Raw genomic sequence first — 17579 nt, forward strand, 5'->3', positions numbered from 1 at the left:
TCCGTCCCGCACCCTCAGTGCAGTTGATTACTCTCTGTAGATGTTCTCTGGATTGGTGGGTGGTTAGTTGGTCTTGTCGCGGCGGGCCATCGCGGCGCGGATGTCGGCGGCCTTGACGCCCTTGCGGGTCACGCCGTCGCGCTTCACGTTCACGCTCGGGACACCGAGCGCTCGGGCCTGCGCGGAGATCGCCTCCGGCGTCGTGCCGTCGTACTGCTCGCCCATCTGGTTCGCGAGGCGCCCGGCAACGGTGTCCCAGTGCGCGGCGTTGTCGGCGCCGATCACGGTCAGCAGGTCGGCCAGCACGTCGCGAGTGGCGCGCTCGATCTCCTCCCCGGCCGCCTCACCGGTCAACGTGCCCTGCTGTTCGCGGTACTTGCGCGCGGCGGTCAGGATCTTGTCCGCGTCGGCCGCGTCCGCGAGGAACGACCGCACGGTAGGCGTGTTGTCGGTGACCCCGTACAGGTAGCCAACGCCCCGGTACTCATCGCCCACCGGCAGTGTGGACGCGTCGAACCCTTCCTGATAGGCGTCACCGCCCAGGATGGCCTCCGATACGGTGCGGTTGCCGCACTTCAGTGCGAACCGTGCCGAGTGGTTGTCGCGGTAGCGGTTGAACAACCTGGACACGTCGCCCGCGCCGACACCAGACGGCTTCTGCGATGACGAGATCAGCACGACACCGGCCGAGGGCCCTACGGCCTGGATGCGGGAGAGCTTGGCGGCGATCTCCTTGTTGACGTTCTGGTCTTCGGTCTCGAAGTAGACCTGGAACTCCTCCATCACCATCACCAGGACCCGCAGATCGGGGTAGCGCGGGTCGCGGGCGAGTTCCTTGGTCAGCTTGCCGTCCGGGCACATCGTGACCGGCAGCGTGGTCAGGATGCTGTTCACCCGGTCGATGTGGGCCAGCACCTCATCCAGGATCGCCTGGAGACGCTCCACGGGGTTGTCATCGTTCGGGTTCGGGTGGGTCCCGAACACAGTCCGATGGGCGACCTTCTTGAAGCCCAGCCAGTCCGGGGAGTTCTTGCCGTCAGCAACGATGAGCTTCACGAACGGGTCCAGCGCGGCCCACAGCGCCACCAGCCGGGCGAAGAACGTCTTCCCCTTGCGCGGCTGTGCGCCGACCAGCAGCGAGTTCCACATCAGCAGCAGCGTGACCAGGCTGTCGCGCTCGTCCTTGCCCAGCTTGACCGGGTCCCAGATCGACCGGGGCTTGCAGTCCAGCATCTCCGTGCGGCCCACCGCGACGGCCAGCGGGTCACGGTCGGACACGAACAGCGTGTGCCGCCGCGAGCTGGTCTTGTCCGGGGTCAGGAACACCTGGTTCAGGTGCACATCCAGACCGGACGCGATCTTCTCGCGGACCCCGACGACGTCGGACCAGCTCTTGCCGTACGGGAGATCCACCACGACCTGTGAACCGGTGTTGCGGGCGTCGCGGGACATGGGCGACCCGAACCGGACTTCCTGGTCGGTCTTGTCGGGCTTGCCGAGACCGGCCGCGTAGTACGCGCGGAGCACGATGTCGGAGTTGAGCTTGCGGTATCGGGGTGCGACGACAGCGGTACCGAGGACGGTCTGACCTGCGGGTCTTCCGTAGTGCGCCAGTCCGGCGACCGCCGCCGCACCCGCGACCGCGAGACCAGCGGCCGGGGCCGCGTTCCACGCGATCGGCAACCCGATCAGCAGACCCAGGTTCTGTGCCGCGAGGACCAGACCGCGCCACATCCGGGTGGCCTTGAGCTGACGGTGGATCTTCTCCCACTCCTTCAACTCCCCGGCGTCGGCAGCCTTCTGCTCCAGCACCACCGAGTTCGGCACCCACCACCACCGCATCTGCCGACCGATGAGCCGCGACAACCCACGTGCGGCGAACCAGCCAAACTTCGTTGCATACCAAGGGGATCGGACCGCGTGGAACGCCGTCACATGCCCGGACCGGGCCAGAGCGCGGGTGGTGGTGGCGCGCAGGTTCTCCCTGCGCAGGTGGGTCGGGATGATCGGCAGACGGTGCCCGTCCGCGACCGGGACCGGCAGGCCGGGGGTGTCCACGGGCACGATGACCTTGCCGGTGGCCGGGTCGTCGTCGGTGTCGTCCAACGCGATCTCGTAGGCGGTGTCCATCGACTCCACCTCGCCAGCCGACAGCGGCACCAGCACACCGGCCGTTTCCTCGGGGGCCTGTGCGGATTCGGGTACGTCGTCGCGGCGGGCGCGGTGGGCGTCGAGGTCGATCGGGTCGGGCAGGTTGTTCATGGGTTCGGTCATGTCACTGCTCCTGGTTCTGGGTGGGGCGGGTGTGGATCAGGTGGGCCAGCGCGGCACCCATGCCGAGCACGGCGACGGGCAGGCAGGCAACGGCGGTGGTGATCAGCCAGGGGGCGCGGGAGACGCCAGCGGCCTCTAGGAGGTGGTAGGCGACCTGTCCGAGCGCGCCCAGCGCGAGGGCGGCCAGGGCGGACCGCTTGGCGAACCGGCGCGCCTTGGCCGGGACGCGGCCGGACAGCCACACTCGCAGCGCGAACGCGGCGTAGGTCTCGACACCGATCGGAAGGGTGATCGCAGAGTTCAGGGTGAAGCCGTCCGCGATGCCGGGCAGCGGGTGCACGACACCGAAGCCGGTCAGCTCACCCAGCCCAACCCAGCCGGACCAGACCGCGACGAACGCGGGCAACGCCAGCAGCAGCACCGGCCACGACCTGATGGGGCGCATCTCGTCCCCGGACTCAGCATCGGTCTCAGCCTCGGTCTCCTGCGTCGCCTCGGAAGCCGGAGACATGCCCTCCGCGTCATCCGGGTAGGCAGCCGCGGGAACCAGTTCGGCCGGGAACACCTCGGCGTCTGAAACCGGGTTTGTCTGCTCCGTGACCTGCGGAAACTCGTCCGCGGCGTCGTCGGCGGTCGTGTCGGCGGGCGCGGGGCCGGTGGTGGCCTGGTCCGGGTCCGGCACCGAGTGAAGCCGGGTCTCCGGGCGGTCCGTGATGCGGTCCTCCGTCAGGGCGGTGTGTACCGCTTTGGCCTTGTCCTTGCCGATCCGCAGGTGCTTCATGAGCCGGTTCTGCGAGGGGATCTCGCCCAGCTCGACGGCGAGGCGGCGTGCGGCCGGGATCAGGTCCTCTACCGGGACCGGGTACGACGTACGAAGCGGAGTGCTCATCGCGCCTGACCTCCCGTCAGGTGGTTAGCGACCCAACCGCCCGCGTGGGGCAGCGTGTCGGTGGTGTGCAAGACGTGGTCGCCGTGCCAGACGATCCACGCCGTTCCCAGCGCCGTACGGGGCGAGACGACCTGGACCAGGTCGTAGCCCGCGAGCTTCCACCAGCCCAGATCAACCTGGACAAGCTCCGTGACCGGCAGCTCCGCAACGGGCTCGGTCAGTAGCGCGGTCATCGGGCACCCCCGGCGATGAGCAGGGTCCAGCCGATGAGGTTGGTACCGGCGATCGTGGCCCACATGGACACCTGCAACAGCCGGTGCTTCAGCCAGCTCAACCGGCTCAGCACGACCGCTTGAGCACAGACGGTGTGCGCGGTGTCCTCGCTGTCGATCCGCGCCAGCAGATCGGCCGCCGTGTGGTTGCGGACGGTGCCGAAGTACAGGTAGTTCCCGCTGGTGTGCTTGGACTTCCGCGCCCGCAGGATCGGCAGCACGACCGCGACCGCGAACATGAGCGCGATCACCAGTGCCACCGAGCCGACAGTGACGAACACACGGGCGGCGGTGCCGAGCCCGTCGAAGTGGGTCAGGGTGAACACCCCGGCCAGTACGGCGGTGTTCAGGGTGGCGACGAACCCGGCTTTGGTGTCGGCCTTGCCGATCGATCCGGCGATCTCGCCCAGCACCCGCCAGGACAGCTCAAGCTGTCCGGCGTCGGCGGCGTTGCCGTCGTGGCTGTCGATCTGTGCCAGTGTCGCCTCTACCTGCGCTCGGCGCAGGCGGGCCGTTTCGGTCTCGTTCGTTAGCGCCCGCTCGGCAGCGTCGAGGCTGTCTAACGCGGCGTCGTACTGGTTGCCCTTGTTGTCCGTCGCGTCGGTCATGCCACGACCTCCGTCTCCGGGGTGTGGTCGGCCAGCAGGCGGGCGGCCTCGATCACGCGGTGGGCGGCGCGGCGCACGCGGCGGCCGTCCAGCGCCGACGCGTTCGGACCCGCGTTGACGAACGCGATCTCGGCGTTCAACAGGTCCAGCTCGGCCGCGATCAAGGGCCACTCGTGCTCAATGGCGGTCAGCTCGGCGGCGGTCGGTTCCTCGCTACTGACGGCGGACAGGTGGATGATGGTCATTGGGTTGTGCTCCTTCTCAACGGACTAGTGCGACCCAGACGCCTCGGCGGTTGCACCCGCCGGGGCGTCGCTATGTTCGAAACCTGTCTTTCCTGTTCCAACAAATCTGTACCAACAGGTGGCACTGGGTAACCGTCACATGACCGGACACCGCAAGTCAAGGCTTTTGGGTAGAGTTGTTGGTACAGATCTGTTGGTACTGATCAGAGGAGCAGTCAGGTGACGACCGATGGACCAGCGCGAACCGCAGCCGGTGTGCATCTGCATGAGGCGATGGCGGGTGACCTGAGGAGAGCTATCGAGACTGGCGAGCTCCCGCCCGGCGCAGCTCTGCCGAGTGAGGCAGAACTGATGCAGCGCTACAACGTGTCCAGGAACACGGTTCGTGGCGCGTTGCGAACCCTGGAGAACGCCGGGCTTGTCACGAGCGTCAAGGGACGCGGACGACACGTCAGTCGGCGGGAACCCGTGTGGATCTACGCATCACGCTCGGAGAGTCGAGCGCGCAGGAAGCCAACGGGCGTGGACTCCTGGGTTGACGACGTAGAGGCACAAGGCCGTCGTGCGAGGACCGATATTCGGGTCGCTGTGGTGCAACCGCCGTCCGACGTCGCCGAGCGACTACAGCTCGCACCTGGTGGTCTGGCCGCCGTCCGACAGCGTGTACGCCTCGTCGACGATCAGCCTTGGAACATCAACGATTCGTACTACCCAATGGAGCTTGCCCAGGAAGTTCCGGCGATCCTCGATCCGGCCGACGTCGTCACGGGCCTAACTGTGCACCTCGCTGACCGTGGTCATATTCAGGTGGCCTACCTTGACGAAGTTACAAGCCGGATGCCCACGCCGGACGAGGCAAAGATTCTCGAAATAGGCCCAGGAGTTCCGGTGACAATCCAAACTCGGACTGGTACCGCGAAAGACGGAACTCCGATCAGGTGCACTGTCAGCGTACTGCCCGGCGATAGGCACCGACTGCTGTACGAGGTTCCGGCGTGACGAGAATTAGGCGTGCCGAGCCGTCCGACCTGGAGACTTTTCTCGACGTGCTGTCTGCTGCTACCAAACGCCTGCATTCGCGCGGCATCAGTCAGTGGCCGCCCCGGTTTGCGGAGAGCAAAGTTGTTCCCGATATTGAGGCCGGTCACGCCTACATCGTCTGGGACGGCTCAGATGCCATTGCCACGACAATCCTCAACACGAATGGCGATAGGGATTTCTGGACGCCCGACGAATTGACCGACTCCGCGTATTACGTCAGCAAGATTTCGACTGTTAGCGGATACGCCGGACTCGGGTCAGCAATACTCGACTGGTGCGGCCGACAGACTGCACGACTAGGCGGGGACCTATTGCGCCTCGATGCCTGGCGCACGAACTTCGATTTGCAGAAGTACTATCTCTCGCAGGGATTCCGTCACGTGCGAACCGTCGAGCTGGCGCATCGGAACTCGGGTGCGTTATTCGAGCGCGCGGCACGTGACGTCGTCACAGGAGCCATGCTCAAGTACGAACTCAACAGCTAGCCCGCGCTCCCTGCCGGAGGACTGTCCCAGGTGTCCCACTGTCCCAGAGTGCGCCCTGACCTGCGCGAACACCTGGGACAGCGCACGTTGACCGGTGTCCCAGGTGTCCCACCGGGATTGGGCCGCTGCGAACCAGCCCGGGTCACCAGCCCCCTATGTTCCAGCAGAAGGGCGGCTGAAACATAGGGGGCGTGGTGACCCGGAGGTGGGTCGTCGTAGCCCATGGTTTATCCCACAGGAATCAACGAGCAGGAACGGGTGGCCACCGGCCCTCTGTGTGGGCCAGCACAAGGCATTTCCCCAGGTCAGGGCTTGCAGTTGAGCACTAACGAGCACTACACGAACGCCTCATGTGGGAATCAGCGGGTTCGGGGTTCGAGTCCCTGGCGGCGCACAAGCAGCCCAGGTCACGCGAGTGACCTGGGCTTTTTCGTGCGTCTGGGCATCCGGTGATCGTGACTGTGTGTCACATCACATCGGTCGGGTGGAGGTGTCTACGATTGGTGGGGCCGATTGGGGAGGTTGGGATGCGGGGTGCTTGGGCGGTTGGGGTTGTTGTGGTGGTGGGGGCCTTGGTGAGTGGGTGTCAGGGTGGGACGGGGAAGGCTGCCAGTGCGGGTGGGACTGCTGCTGTGCCGAGTGGTGGGGTGAGCAGTGCGGTGGGGCCGGTGGGTGGGGAGGAGTGGCGGATTCCGGGGCGGCGGGTGGCCAAGGGGATGGAGTTGGCGGGGTATGCGGATCATGTGAGTGTGCGGAGCGGGGAGGCGTTCCGGTTGTTCGTTACGTCTTCGCGGCAGGCGTTCACGGTGCGGGCGTTTCGGATCGGGTGGTACGGCGGGGCGGGGGCGAAGTTGGTGTGGGGGTCGGCGACGGTGCCGGGTACGGCGCAGCCGCAGCCGATGGTGACGAAGGAGCGGATGGTGACGGCGATCAACTGGTCGCCGACGATGACCGTGCAGACGAAGGGGTGGCCGGCCGGGAGTTACCTGTTGTTGCTTCGGGCATCCAATGGCAAGGAGACGTACGTCCCGATCGTGGTGCGGTCGGATTCGGCGCGCGGTGCGGTGCTGATCGTCACCGGGGTGAACACCGACGAGGCGTACAACGGCTGGGGTGGGTACAACCTGTACAACGGCCCGCAGAAGCACTCGCACGACCAGCGGTCGCTGATGGTCACCTTCGATCGGCCGTACGCGTACAACCCGGCGCGTGGTGTCCTCCACGACAACCTGCCGCTCGTGCAACTGGCCGAGCGGAGCGGCGTGCGGCTGGCGTATGCGACCAGCGTGGACCTGCAGGCCGATCCGGGGCTGCTCGCGGGGGCGCGCGGGATCGTCTTCGGCGGGCACGACGAGTACTGGTCGCTGCCGATGCGCGCGGCGGTCACGAAGGCACGGGACGCGGGGACGAACCTGGCGTTCCTCGGCGCCAACTCGATCTACCGGCGGATCCGGTACGCCGCCGACCCGCACGGGCCGAACCGGATCATCGTCGACTACAAGGACGCCGGCCTGGACCCGATCCACAACGCCCCGGACACCACCGTGAACTGGCGGCAGAACCCGTTCCCGGACCCGGAGAACAGCCTGGTCGGCATGCTGTACGAGTGCTTCCCGGCCACCGGCGCCTTCACCGTCCACGACCCGAACTTCTTCCTGTTCGCGGGCACCGGCGCCAAGGCGGGATCGGCGTACCCGGGGCTGGTCGGCAACGAGGCGGACCGGGCGTATCCGATCAAGGGCACGCCGGCCAACCTGCAGGTGGTCGCGCACTCGCCGACGACCTGCGCGAAGCAGCACACGTTCTCGGACTCGACGTACTACACGGTGAAGTCCGGCGCCGGGGTGTTCGCCAGCGGGTCGATCGAGTGGGTCCGCGCGCTGCAGGGGCCGGACCCGAAGTACGGCGTCGGACCGGCCTCGGTCGCGTTCGCGCAGAAGGTCACGCTCAACCTGTTCACCGCGCTCGCCGCCGGACCGATGGGCCGCACGCATCCCGCCGTCGGCAACCTGGCCGCCTTACACGCCCCCACCACCACGAGCACGGGCACCGGCGGTCCGGTCGGCAAGACCGCAGGCGCCAGCGCCGATTGACCGAAGTCGTCAGCAGGACAAGGCCGGGAAGCTGTACCCGCGGGCCGACAACGTCGACAGGATCTGGTCCAGGGCCGCGACGGTTTCGGCGCGGTTGCCGCCGCCGTCGTGCATGATCACGATCTCACCGGGCTTCACCGCGGTCAGTACGCGCTTGACGATCACCGCCACGCCGGGCCGCGACCAGTCGCGCGGGTCGACGTCCCAGAGGACCTGCTGCAGTCCGTCGCGGTGGAGCTCGGTCAGCACCCGGTGGTCGGTGGCGCCGTACGGCGGGCGGAAGCAGCGCGACTGGATGCCGTTCACGATCTGCGCGTGCAGCGACGCCGCTGAGAGTTTCGTCAGCTTCGGGTGTGACACCGAGTGGTTTCCGACGGCGTCACCGGCCGCGCGGACCTGATCGACCAGGTCCTGGAACTTGCGGGCGTGTTCGGCGAGCATGAAGAACGTCGCGTGCGCGCCGTGCTTGGTCAGCATCGCGAGCACCCGCGGCGTCCACACCCGGTCCGGGCCGTCGTCGAAGGTCAGGTAGACGACCTTCCCGTGCCCCTGCTTGATCGGACCGGTCGGGCGCGGCGACGGCTTCGGCGCGGCGGCCGTCGGGTGGGCGGGCTCGCTGGCGCGCGCGTTGTGGTTGTCGCCGGAGAACAGGGCGTACACGCCCCAGGCCACGGCGATCACAGCGACCAGCCCGATGACCGGCCACCTGATCCTGCTCCACACTCTCACCAGGTACAGACGCGGTCGGACGCCGGAAGGTTGACCGTACCTACGCAGTCGTCCGGTGAGCGAGCTGGTCGACCAGCCACGGGAACGCCGTCGCGAACGCGGGCGCCGCGAACTGCCAGGTGTGCGTCCCCGGGGAGATCTCGACCAGCGACCTGATCCCGACCTGCGCCGCCGCGCGGGACAGTTCCTGTGCCTCGTGCTGGTGCCGGACCTCGTCGGTGCTGGTCAGGAACACGCCGGTCAGGCCGGTGTACGGGCCGTGCGCGCGCATCACCCGGAGCGCCTCGTTGGCGTGCTCCGCGGCGACGTTCCCGCCGTACAGGTCGCGCAGGGTCTGCGCGGGGGTCCCGGTGTACGGCGCGAGGTCGCCGGAGATGTCGACGAAGTGGTTGAACACGTGCGGGTACTGGACGGCCAGGTCGAGCGCGCACGTCCCGCCCATCGAGAACCCGGCGACCGCCCACTGCTGCGGGTTCTTCGAGGCGCCGAAGGTCTTCTCGACGTACCGCGGGATGTCCTCGGCAAGGTGGTCGGCCGCGTTCCCGCGCGGGCCGTTGACGCATTCGGTGTCGTTGTCGAAGCGGCCGGTCGCGTCGGCGAAGACCAGGATCGGCGCGTAGCCGCGGTGCTCGCGCGCGTACGCGTCGGAGACCCGGACGGCGTCGCCGAGCCGTACCCAGTCCCCCGGGCCGCCGCGCTCGCCGCCGATCAGCTCGACGACCGGCAGCGTCGGCCGGCGATGGCCGACGAACCAGGTCGGCGGCAGGTACACCAGCTCCTGCCGGTGCCGGAAATGGCTCCAGGTCGCCGGGATGTTCACCGCGACCAGCTTGCCCGCCGGGGGGATGTCCACCGTACCGGCCGCATGCACCGCGCCGGGGAGCGACGTCTGGCCGGGCAGCGGTTTGTGCGTCCAGTCGTTGAAGGCCGCGCCGAGCGTCGGGTAATACCCGACGAACTGGTTGATCCCGTTCGCACACGCGAACGCCGCCAGCGCGGCCGCGACCAGCGCCGTACCGCGCCGCCACCAACGGGCGCTCCGCCACCCCACTACGAGTACCAGCAGCGCCCCAACGGTTGCCCCGAGCCAGAACCACACCGAGAACGGCACCGGATCCACCTGGCGGACCGCGGTCGCCCCTGGGTACGCCGCCAGCACCGCCAGCAGCACGGTCACCGCGACGATGATCGGCAACACCCGCAACCGCCACCGCCGATCCCGCCACCCGACGGCGACCAGCAGTACTCCGGCCGCGACGACCTGCACCGCGACCGGAAACCAACCCCGCAGCAACGACCACCCCACCTTTCGAGGGTAGCTCTGTCCAACACCCGCCTCAGGCCGAAGCGGGCTGCGGCGCGGTCTCCCAGGCGAAACCGTCCGGGTCGGTGAACTCGCCGCCGTCCGCAGCCAGCGCGATCCGGTGCGAACCGCTCCCGTCGATCGGTACGCCGGCGTCCTTCGCGAGCGCCTTCCGCCCGTACAGCGCCAGCTTCACCGGCCCGGCGCCGTCGAACTCGACGTACTTGCGCCCGAAGCTCTTGCCCACGGTCAGCCCGTGCTCGACGTAGAATTTCTTGCTCGCGGCAACATCCTCGCAGCCGAGCAGCAGCACGACGGAGTCGATCGCCCGGGTGACCGGCCCGGTGTCCTTCTTCGCCGACGTCGCGATCTTCCAGATCGTCCCGTCCGGCGCCTGGAGGACACCGCCGTACCCCCAGATCGACTTGGTGACCGGCTTGATCACGGTCGCCCCGGCCGCGACGGCCGAGTCGAACAGGCTGGTGACCGTCCCCGGCTGCGCCACCGTCAGCGACAGGGTGAACCCACGGAATCCCGTCGTCTCCGCCACCGACTCCCGCACCCGCACCTGCCCGGCCAGCCCGAAGGCCTCCGCGAGGAACCGCTCGGTGGCGGCAACGTCACTTACTTCCAGAACCACAGCGTCAAGGTTTGTCATGCCTCAAACCTAGAAACTGCCGCCCTCCCCCGCTTCTCGATTCCTGACCGATGCCGCGTCGAGGATCAGGTCGGCGGCGCGTTCGGCGACGAGCATGACGGTGACGACGGGGTTGACGGAGGTGATGGTCGGGAAGACGGAGGCGTCGGCGACTCGGAGGCCGGGGACGTGGTGGACCTGCAGGGTGGGGTCCACGACGCCGGTGGGGCCGATGCCGCAGGTGCCGCTCGGGTGGTAGACGGTTTGGTGGACGGCGCGTTGGATCGTGGACAGGTCGTTGCCTTGGACAGCTTCGCCGGGGAAGGCCTCGCGGACGATCCAGGAGCGCATGGGCTCTTCCGAGGCGATCCGGCGGGCCAGGCGGATGCCTTCCAGCAGGATGTGTTCGTCGTGGCCTTCGGGGTCGGTGAAGGAGCGGTAGTCGATCGCGGGAGGCGCGGCGGGGTCGGCGGATTCGATCCAGACACGGCCGCGGCTGTGCGGGCGGGCCACGTTCGGGGCGATGGCGATGATGTGTTCGGGGAGCGGTGGGAGGGCGTGGTCGGCCAGGTAGCGGTCGGCGTGGACGGCCCAGGGTTCGACGGGGAAGTGCATCATCACGTCGGGGCGGTTGTCGGGGCCGAGGCTGATCATGGCGCCGGCGTCCCAGCCGCTCGCGCAGGTGTCGGGTGGTTCGGTGGTGGCTTCCCAGACGACCAGGCCTTCGGCGTGGTCCTGGAGGTTCTCGCCGACGCCGGGGAGGTCGACGCGGACGGGGACGCCGGCGGCTTCGAGGACCGCGCGGGGGCCGATGCCGGAGAGCTGGAGGAGGCGCGGTGAGTCGATCGCGCCGCAGCAGAGGATGACCTCGGCGCGGGCGAGGATGTCGCGCTCGGTGCCCGAGGCGTCGCGGACCCGTACGCCGGTCGCTCGCTGAGAGTCGTCGGCCAGCAGTACGCGGACCGCCCGGAGGCCGAGGAGCACTGTCGGGCCGGTGCCGGCCGCGCGGGCCGGGTGCAGGTAGTGGATCGACGTCGACGACCGGAGGTTGGTTTCCGGGGTGTAGCCGACCTCGAAGAACCCCGTGCCGTTGGCCGAGTCCTCCACCCGCCCGTCGTTCCACCGTTCCTGTTCCGGTACGCCGAGGGCCTTCGCGGCGCTGGTGACGACGTCGGCGACGTACGGGTTGCGATCCTGCGGCGCGACCGGGTGGATCGGCGTCCGGAGGCGGTCGTACAGCGGGAACAGCTCGTCCGGGCCCCAGCCGTCGGCGCCCAGCCGGACCCATTCCTCCAGGTCGCCGGCCGGTGGGCGCCAGGCGATCATCGTATTCGCGGTGGAGCAGCCGCCGAGGATGCGCAGCCGGGCCATCCGGATGCCGGAGTTGCCGCGGTCGTTGGGTTTCGACCGGTAGTCGAGGTCGTACTCGCCCTCGAGCATCTCGTCCCAGCGCCGCAGTTCACGGGCCCGCGGTTCGTGTTCGTCGTCAGGCCCCCACTCGATCAGCGCGACGTCGCGGCCCGCCTCGGCGAGCCGGGTGGCCAGCAGCGAGCCGGCCGTACCGCCGCCTACCACGACGTACTCGTACGACTCAGCCATGGTGGAACCAGGTCGTCTTCAACCCGGTGAACTTGTCGAGCGCGTGCAGCGACAGATCCCGCCCGTACCCCGAATGCCCGAACCCGCCGAACGGCGTGGACACGTCCAGGGCGTCGACGCAGTTCACCGACACCGTCCCGGCCCGCAGCCGGCGCGACACCCGGTGCGCCCGGCGCAGGTCGTCGGTCCACAGCCCGGCAGCCAGCGCGTACGGCGTACCGTTGGCGACCGCGACGGCCTCGTCCTCGGTGCCGACGGTGTGCACGGTCAGCACCGGGCCGAAGACTTCGGTCTGCGCGATCGACGCGTCCGGCGCGACCCCGGTCAGGACCTGCGGCCGGACGAAGCAGGTCGTCGGCGCACCGTCGACCACGCCGCCGCCGTACGTCTCCCCCGCCTCCGTGGCGCCGCGCTCCATCAACGCCAGCACCCGCTGGGCCTGTCGTTCGCTGACCAGCGGGCCCATCTGCGTCTCCGGGTCGAGGGGATCCCCGACGACGATCGCGGCGGCCCGCTCGACGACCCGGCCGATCAGTTCCTCGGCGACCCCCTGCTGTACGACGAGCCGCGAGGTGGCGGAGCACACCTGCCCGGAGTTCGTGAAGATGCCCGCGGCAACACCGTCGGCGACGGCGTCGAGGTCGTGGACGTCGTCCAGGACGACGACCGCGCTCTTCCCGCCGGCCTCGAGCCACACCTGCTTCATGTTCGACTCGCCGGCGTACGTCTGGAACAACCGCCCGACCGCCGTCGACCCGGTGAACGTGACCGCGTCGACGTCCTGATGCCGCCCGAGCGCCGCGCCGACGACCGGTCCGCTGCCCGGTACGACGGACAGCACGCCCTCGGGCAGGCCGGCCCCGGCCGCCAACGCCGCCAGCCGCAGCACCGACAGCGGCGAGTCCTCGGCCGGCTTGAGTACGACGCTGTTGCCCGCGGCAAGCGCCGGGGCGAGCTTCCAGACGGCCATCTCGAGCGGGTAGTTCCACGGGACGACCGCGGCGACGACGCCGAGCGGCTCGCGGGTCACCACGGCCAGGTCACCGGGCCCGGTCGGCGCGACCTCGCCGTACAGCTTGTCGAGGCTCTCGGCGTACCAGCGCAGGATCGCGGCCGAGCCGGGGACGTCGATCGAGGCGGTGTCGACGATCCGCTTGCCGGCGTCGCGGCAGTCGAGCAGCGCCAGCTGATCGAGGTGCTCGACCACCAGATCCGCCCAGCGCATCATCACCGCGGCCCGCTCGCGCGGATGCGCCGAAGCCCAGTGCCCGGCCTCGAACGCGCGCCGTCCCGCGGCCACCGCACGATCCACGTCGGCGGCGTCGCACTCGGCGACGTCGGCCAGGACGAGCCCGGTCGCCGGGTCGACCGTCGCGCGGGTGGCACCGCTCAGCGCCGGTACCGGGCCGCCGATCCACGCCTGCGTAGGCGTCTCGAGCTTCGCGGCGAGGTCCTGCCAGTTCTCGTACGTCCGGTGGCTCATACATGCTCCCCTTGGGTCGTGACCGGCTCGGCGGCGATCCGCTCCCGCGAGCCCGTCGTCGCCCGCACCCACACGTAGTAGACCGGGGCAATGATGGCGAGTCCAACGATCCAGGAGATGTCGACGCCGTCCAGCGCCTTCGCGACCGGCCCGGTGTAGAGCGCGTTCGACAGGAACGGTACCTGCACCGCGATGCCGAGCAGGTAGCAGCCGACGGCCGGGACGTTGATCTTCCCGTACACGCCGCCGTCCGGCTTGAACAGCGACGGGATGTCGTACTCGCCGTGCCGGATCAGGTAGTAGTCGACCAGGTTGACCGCCGTCCACGGGATCAGCACGCAGAGCAGCATCAGCATCAGGTTCTCGAAGTTCTCCAGGAAGTTGCCCTTGCCGGCCAGCGCGATCACCAGCGCGACCGCGAAGATCCCGCTGCAGACCGCGATCCGGGTCCGGGCGCCCGGCTGCCAGCCCGGCCTGATCGTCTGACCGATCGTCAGGCTGGACAGCGCCCCGCAGTACAGGTTCATCGCGTTGGTGGCGGCGATGCTGATCGCGAAGATCGCCAGTACGATCGCGCCGATCGCCCCGCCGGCCGTATGGACGCCGGTGACCGTGTCCGCGTCCGGCCAGGCCGCGCCGATCAGCGACCCGAGCAGCATCGGGAACAGCGAGCCGAGCACGCACCCGGCGTATGTCGCCCAGAACGCGGCCCGGACGCCGGTGTCCTTCGGCATGTAGCGGGTGTAGTCGGAGACGTACGGCGCGTACGCGATCTGCCACAGCGCCGCGAGCGACACCGTGCCCATGAAGCCCGCCCAGCCGAAGCTGCCGCTCGACAACGTCCCGGACGGCAGGCCGACGACCGCGAACAACATCACGAACGCCGCGACGAGCGCGAGCCCCGCGAGGGCACTCAGGACGCCGGCCATCGCGTGGATCACGCGGTACCCGTAGATCGCGCCGACGACCCCGAGCACCCCGACCAGCACGATGCCGGGCGTCTCGCCGATCGAGGTCAGGTCGGCGAGCGCCTGGCCGCCGAGCACCATGTTCGACGCGAAGAACGCGGTGTACATGACGACGACGATCGTGACCACGAGCAGGCTGCCGTACGACCCGAACTGAGCTCGCGTCTGCAGCATCTGCGGGACACCCATCTGCGGGCCCTGCGCCGCGTGCAGCGCCATCACCACACCGCCGACGACGTTCCCGATCAGCAGTGCGACGACCGCCGCCCACACGGGCAGGTGGTAGACGGCGGTCGCCAGTACGCCGGTCGCGACGGTGAGCAGCATGATGTTCGAGCCGAACCAGATCGTGAACAGCTGCGTCCACCGGCCGTGCCGTTCCTCGACCGGGATGTGTTCGATGGTCCGGTGCTCGAGTGCCTCGCGGCGGGTGCTCTCGGTTGTCGCGCTCATGGGGTGCTCCTGGACTCGGCGGTTCAGATCACCATCGACCGGGTGTGAGCCATCTGTCCATCACAGAAAATACGCGTCCTGGATCAGGAAAGTCGATGACTCCGAACGCGTTCACACAGCGGTAACAAGCGGTCGCCCGACCTCACGCTCCAGCAGCGCCGTCACCAGCGTCCGCGCACGCTCCGTGGACACCGCGCTGTTGCGGCCGACCACATGCAGACCGACCGCGTCTTCCAGCGCGACCACGGTCTCGGCGATCTCGCGCGGCGTGCTTCGCAGCGCGAGGACGCCGCGCTCGGTGCCGCGGGCGAGCACCAACTCGTACAGCGAGACCTCCTGCTCCCACAGCGAACTCATCAGCGCTGCGTGCGCGGCACTGCGCGCAGCGTGCACGTGGAGCTGGTACAGCACCCGGAAATGCAGGTCGCCGACGTCGTCCGGCGTACCCCGCCGTACCAGCTCGGCGAGTTGCTCCAGCGGGTCGTCGAGGCGGTCGATGGCCTCGCGGCGGGCGGAGTAGAAGCGGCGCACGGCGTCCGCGTGGACGTCGAGGACCAGCTCGTCGAGGTCGCGGTAGTAATAGGTCACGAGGCCCGCGGACAGGCCTGCCTGGGCCGCGACGTCACGGATCCGCAGGCCGGCGACACCGGTCTCGGCGATCGCCCGGGCGGCCGCCCGGACCAGGTCGCCGCGCCGCTCACGTTGATCCTTGGGACGCGCCACCCCGGAATTATCTATGACATGCATCAAAGAATCGAGTCTTCTGAAACATTGCCGAAACGTGAACTTTGCAGTGCGATGACAACAACCTGATCAGATTCTTTGCGATGAGCAGCAAAGAACTCGGCGGAAGGAGCGGCGATGCAGGCCGACCTGGTGTTCCACGGTGTGGTCCGCCCCGACGCGTACGCCGCGCCGGCCGACGCGCTCGCGGTCCGCGCCGGCCGCGTCGTCGCCGTCGGCCGGACGGACTGTGACCCGCTGGTCGGACGCAGTACCGAGGTCGTCGAAGTTGTAGAGGGCGTGGTGACGCCGGGGTTCGTCGACGCGCACGTGCATCCGGTGATGGCCGGTCTGAACCGGTTGCGTTGCGACCTGGACGACCTGCACAGCCTCGACGGCTACCGCCGCCGGATCGCCGGGCACCGGCCGGGTGACGGCGACTGGTTCCTCGGCTCCGGATGGTACGGCGACGTGTTCCCCGGCGGCTTCCCCTCGGCCGCCGAGCTCGACCGGCTCGTCGGCGACCGGCCCGCCGTACTGACGAGCCACGACGCGCACGGGATCTGGGTCAACACCGCGGCGCTGCGGCGCGCGGGCATCGACGACGCGACGCCGGACCCGGCCGGCGGCCGCATCCACCGCGACGGGCACGGTCACGCCACCGGGTTCCTGATGGAGTCGGCGGCCGACCTGGTCACCGATCTCGTCCCGAAACCCGGCCGGGCGGAGCTGGTGGCCGCCCTCCTGGAGGCGCAGCGGTACCTGCACTCGCTCGGGATCGTCGGCTGGCAGGACGCCGCCGTCGGCGAGATGCTCGGTATGCCGGACCTGTTCCCGGTGTACGGCGAGGCCGCCGCGGCGGGCCGCCTGACCGGCAAGGTCACCGGCGCGCTCTGGTGGGACCTCGACCAGGACCCGTCCCAGATCGCGCAACAGGTCGAGCGCCTGGTGCAGCGTCGTACGGAGGCCGAGGCCTGGCCGCATTTCCGGGCGGGCGTCGTGAAGATCATGCAGGACGGCGTCTGCGAGAACCTGACGGCCGCCGTCATCGACCACTACCACGGCCGTCCGGGCGAACGCGGCCTGAGCTTCGTGGACCCGGAGTTCCTCGGCCTGGCCGCGAAGACGCTGGTCGCCGAAGGGTTCGACCTGCACCTGCACGCCGTCGGCGATCGCGCGGTCCGCGAGTGCCTCGACGCGCTCGCGGCGGCGCCCCGGCGCCCGGACGCCCGGCATCAGCTCGCGCACATCGACCTCATCGACCCGGCCGACGTACCGCGGCTGGCCGCGCTCGGCGTGATCGCGAACATCCAGCCGCTGTGGGCGCGGGAGGACCAGGTTCTCGTCGAGACCAAGCTCCCGTACCTGACCGACGCCCAGCGCCGGCAGCACTTCGCGTTCGGCAGCCTGCACGCGGCCGGCGCGGAGCTCGCGATGGGTTCGGACTGGCCCGTCAGCAGTCCGAACCCGTTGTGGGGCATCCACGTCGCCGTGAACCGGACCGCGCCGTACGGCGACCCGCATGCGCAGGACGAGCACGCCCGGACCGTACCGCTGCTGGCCGCCGAGGGCGTCGACGTGGCCACCGCGTTCCACGCCGCGACCGCGGGCGCTGCCCGAGCCTCCCGGCTGGACGGCACCGGCGTCCTCCGCGTGGGTGGGCCTGCCGATCTGGTCGTCCTGGACCAGGACCCGTTCACCGTGAGCGCCGCGGAGCTGTCGGCTGTCTCTGTACTCGCCACCTATGTCGACGGCGTGCCCGTCAACTGACTGGAGG

General features: G+C 69.2%; 16 protein-coding genes. 4 read left to right on the forward strand and 12 right to left on the reverse strand.

Annotation, left to right across the window (positions count from 1 at the left end; translation table 11 throughout):
- Positions 1-63 precede the first annotated feature (63 nt).
- From ACXJJ3_RS11270 to ACXJJ3_RS11290, 5 genes are read right to left on the reverse strand one after another with little or no spacing between them, the layout of a single operon-like run.
- Entirely contained in the window at positions 64-2274 is a 2211-nt protein-coding gene (locus ACXJJ3_RS11270) for a cell division protein FtsK (protein ID WP_458169928.1), read from the reverse strand.
- Between the two features lies 1 nt (position 2275).
- Positions 2276-3163 carry an ABC transporter permease gene (locus ACXJJ3_RS11275; protein ID WP_458169929.1) on the reverse strand — a complete coding sequence of 296 codons (888 nt, stop codon included), beginning with the start codon at positions 3161-3163 and terminating at the stop codon, positions 2276-2278.
- A complete protein-coding gene (locus ACXJJ3_RS11280; protein WP_458169930.1) occupies positions 3160-3396 on the reverse strand; it encodes a hypothetical protein in 237 nt (78 codons plus the stop codon). The genes ACXJJ3_RS11275 and ACXJJ3_RS11280 overlap by 4 nt, the downstream gene beginning before the upstream one ends.
- A complete protein-coding gene (locus tag ACXJJ3_RS11285) occupies positions 3393-4043 on the reverse strand; it encodes a Pycsar system effector family protein (protein WP_458169931.1) in 651 nt (216 codons plus the stop codon). The genes ACXJJ3_RS11280 and ACXJJ3_RS11285 overlap by 4 nt, the downstream gene beginning before the upstream one ends.
- Entirely contained in the window at positions 4040-4288 is a 249-nt protein-coding gene (locus ACXJJ3_RS11290; protein WP_458169932.1) for a DUF6284 family protein, read from the reverse strand. The genes ACXJJ3_RS11285 and ACXJJ3_RS11290 overlap by 4 nt, the downstream gene beginning before the upstream one ends.
- Before the next feature lie 219 nt (positions 4289-4507).
- Between ACXJJ3_RS11290 and ACXJJ3_RS11295 the strand changes: the two genes are divergently transcribed.
- The 3 genes from ACXJJ3_RS11295 to ACXJJ3_RS11305 all read left to right on the forward strand — a co-directional run bounded on the left by ACXJJ3_RS11295 (position 4508) and on the right by ACXJJ3_RS11305 (position 7907).
- Positions 4508-5287, forward strand: a complete 780-nt coding sequence (locus ACXJJ3_RS11295) for a GntR family transcriptional regulator (RefSeq protein ID WP_458169933.1) — start codon at positions 4508-4510, stop codon at positions 5285-5287.
- Positions 5284-5814: a hypothetical protein gene (locus ACXJJ3_RS11300; protein ID WP_458169934.1), complete on the forward strand. Its 531-nt coding sequence runs from the start codon at positions 5284-5286 to the stop codon at positions 5812-5814. Before ACXJJ3_RS11295 ends, ACXJJ3_RS11300 begins: the two co-directional genes overlap by 4 nt.
- A 647-nt stretch (positions 5815-6461) precedes the next feature.
- A complete protein-coding gene (locus ACXJJ3_RS11305; protein ID WP_458169935.1) occupies positions 6462-7907 on the forward strand; it encodes a N,N-dimethylformamidase beta subunit family domain-containing protein in 1446 nt (481 codons plus the stop codon).
- A 9-nt stretch (positions 7908-7916) separates the two neighbouring features.
- Here ACXJJ3_RS11305 and ACXJJ3_RS11310 read toward each other — a convergent pair whose 3' ends face one another.
- The 7 genes from ACXJJ3_RS11310 to ACXJJ3_RS11340 all read right to left on the reverse strand — a co-directional run bounded on the left by ACXJJ3_RS11310 (position 7917) and on the right by ACXJJ3_RS11340 (position 15802).
- Positions 7917-8588: a polysaccharide deacetylase family protein gene (locus ACXJJ3_RS11310; protein ID WP_458169936.1), complete on the reverse strand. Its 672-nt coding sequence runs from the start codon at positions 8586-8588 to the stop codon at positions 7917-7919.
- 88 nt (positions 8589-8676) lie between these two features.
- Positions 8677-9942 (reverse strand): alpha/beta hydrolase, encoded by a 1266-nt coding sequence (locus ACXJJ3_RS11315; protein WP_458169937.1) that lies wholly within the window; start codon positions 9940-9942, stop codon positions 8677-8679.
- 31 nt (positions 9943-9973) lie between these two features.
- Positions 9974-10597 (reverse strand): glyoxalase, encoded by a 624-nt coding sequence (locus ACXJJ3_RS11320; protein ID WP_458169938.1) that lies wholly within the window; start codon positions 10595-10597, stop codon positions 9974-9976.
- A gap of 9 nt (positions 10598-10606) precedes the next feature.
- Positions 10607-12175: a GMC family oxidoreductase gene (locus ACXJJ3_RS11325; protein WP_458169939.1), complete on the reverse strand. Its 1569-nt coding sequence runs from the start codon at positions 12173-12175 to the stop codon at positions 10607-10609.
- Complete coding sequence (locus ACXJJ3_RS11330) at positions 12168-13658, reverse strand: aldehyde dehydrogenase family protein (RefSeq protein WP_458169940.1); 1491 nt, start codon at positions 13656-13658, stop codon at positions 12168-12170. Before ACXJJ3_RS11330 ends, ACXJJ3_RS11325 begins: the two co-directional genes overlap by 8 nt.
- Entirely contained in the window at positions 13655-15079 is a 1425-nt protein-coding gene (locus tag ACXJJ3_RS11335; RefSeq protein WP_458169941.1) for a purine-cytosine permease family protein, read from the reverse strand. The genes ACXJJ3_RS11330 and ACXJJ3_RS11335 overlap by 4 nt, the downstream gene beginning before the upstream one ends.
- A gap of 111 nt (positions 15080-15190) precedes the next feature.
- Entirely contained in the window at positions 15191-15802 is a 612-nt protein-coding gene (locus tag ACXJJ3_RS11340) for a TetR/AcrR family transcriptional regulator (RefSeq protein WP_458169942.1), read from the reverse strand.
- 138 nt (positions 15803-15940) lie between these two features.
- Here ACXJJ3_RS11340 and ACXJJ3_RS11345 point away from each other — a divergent pair, with 138 nt between their 5' ends.
- A complete protein-coding gene (locus tag ACXJJ3_RS11345) occupies positions 15941-17572 on the forward strand; it encodes an amidohydrolase (RefSeq protein WP_458169943.1) in 1632 nt (543 codons plus the stop codon).
- Positions 17573-17579 lie beyond the last annotated feature (7 nt).

The sequence above is a fragment of the Kribbella sp. WER1 genome (assembly GCF_054189145.1).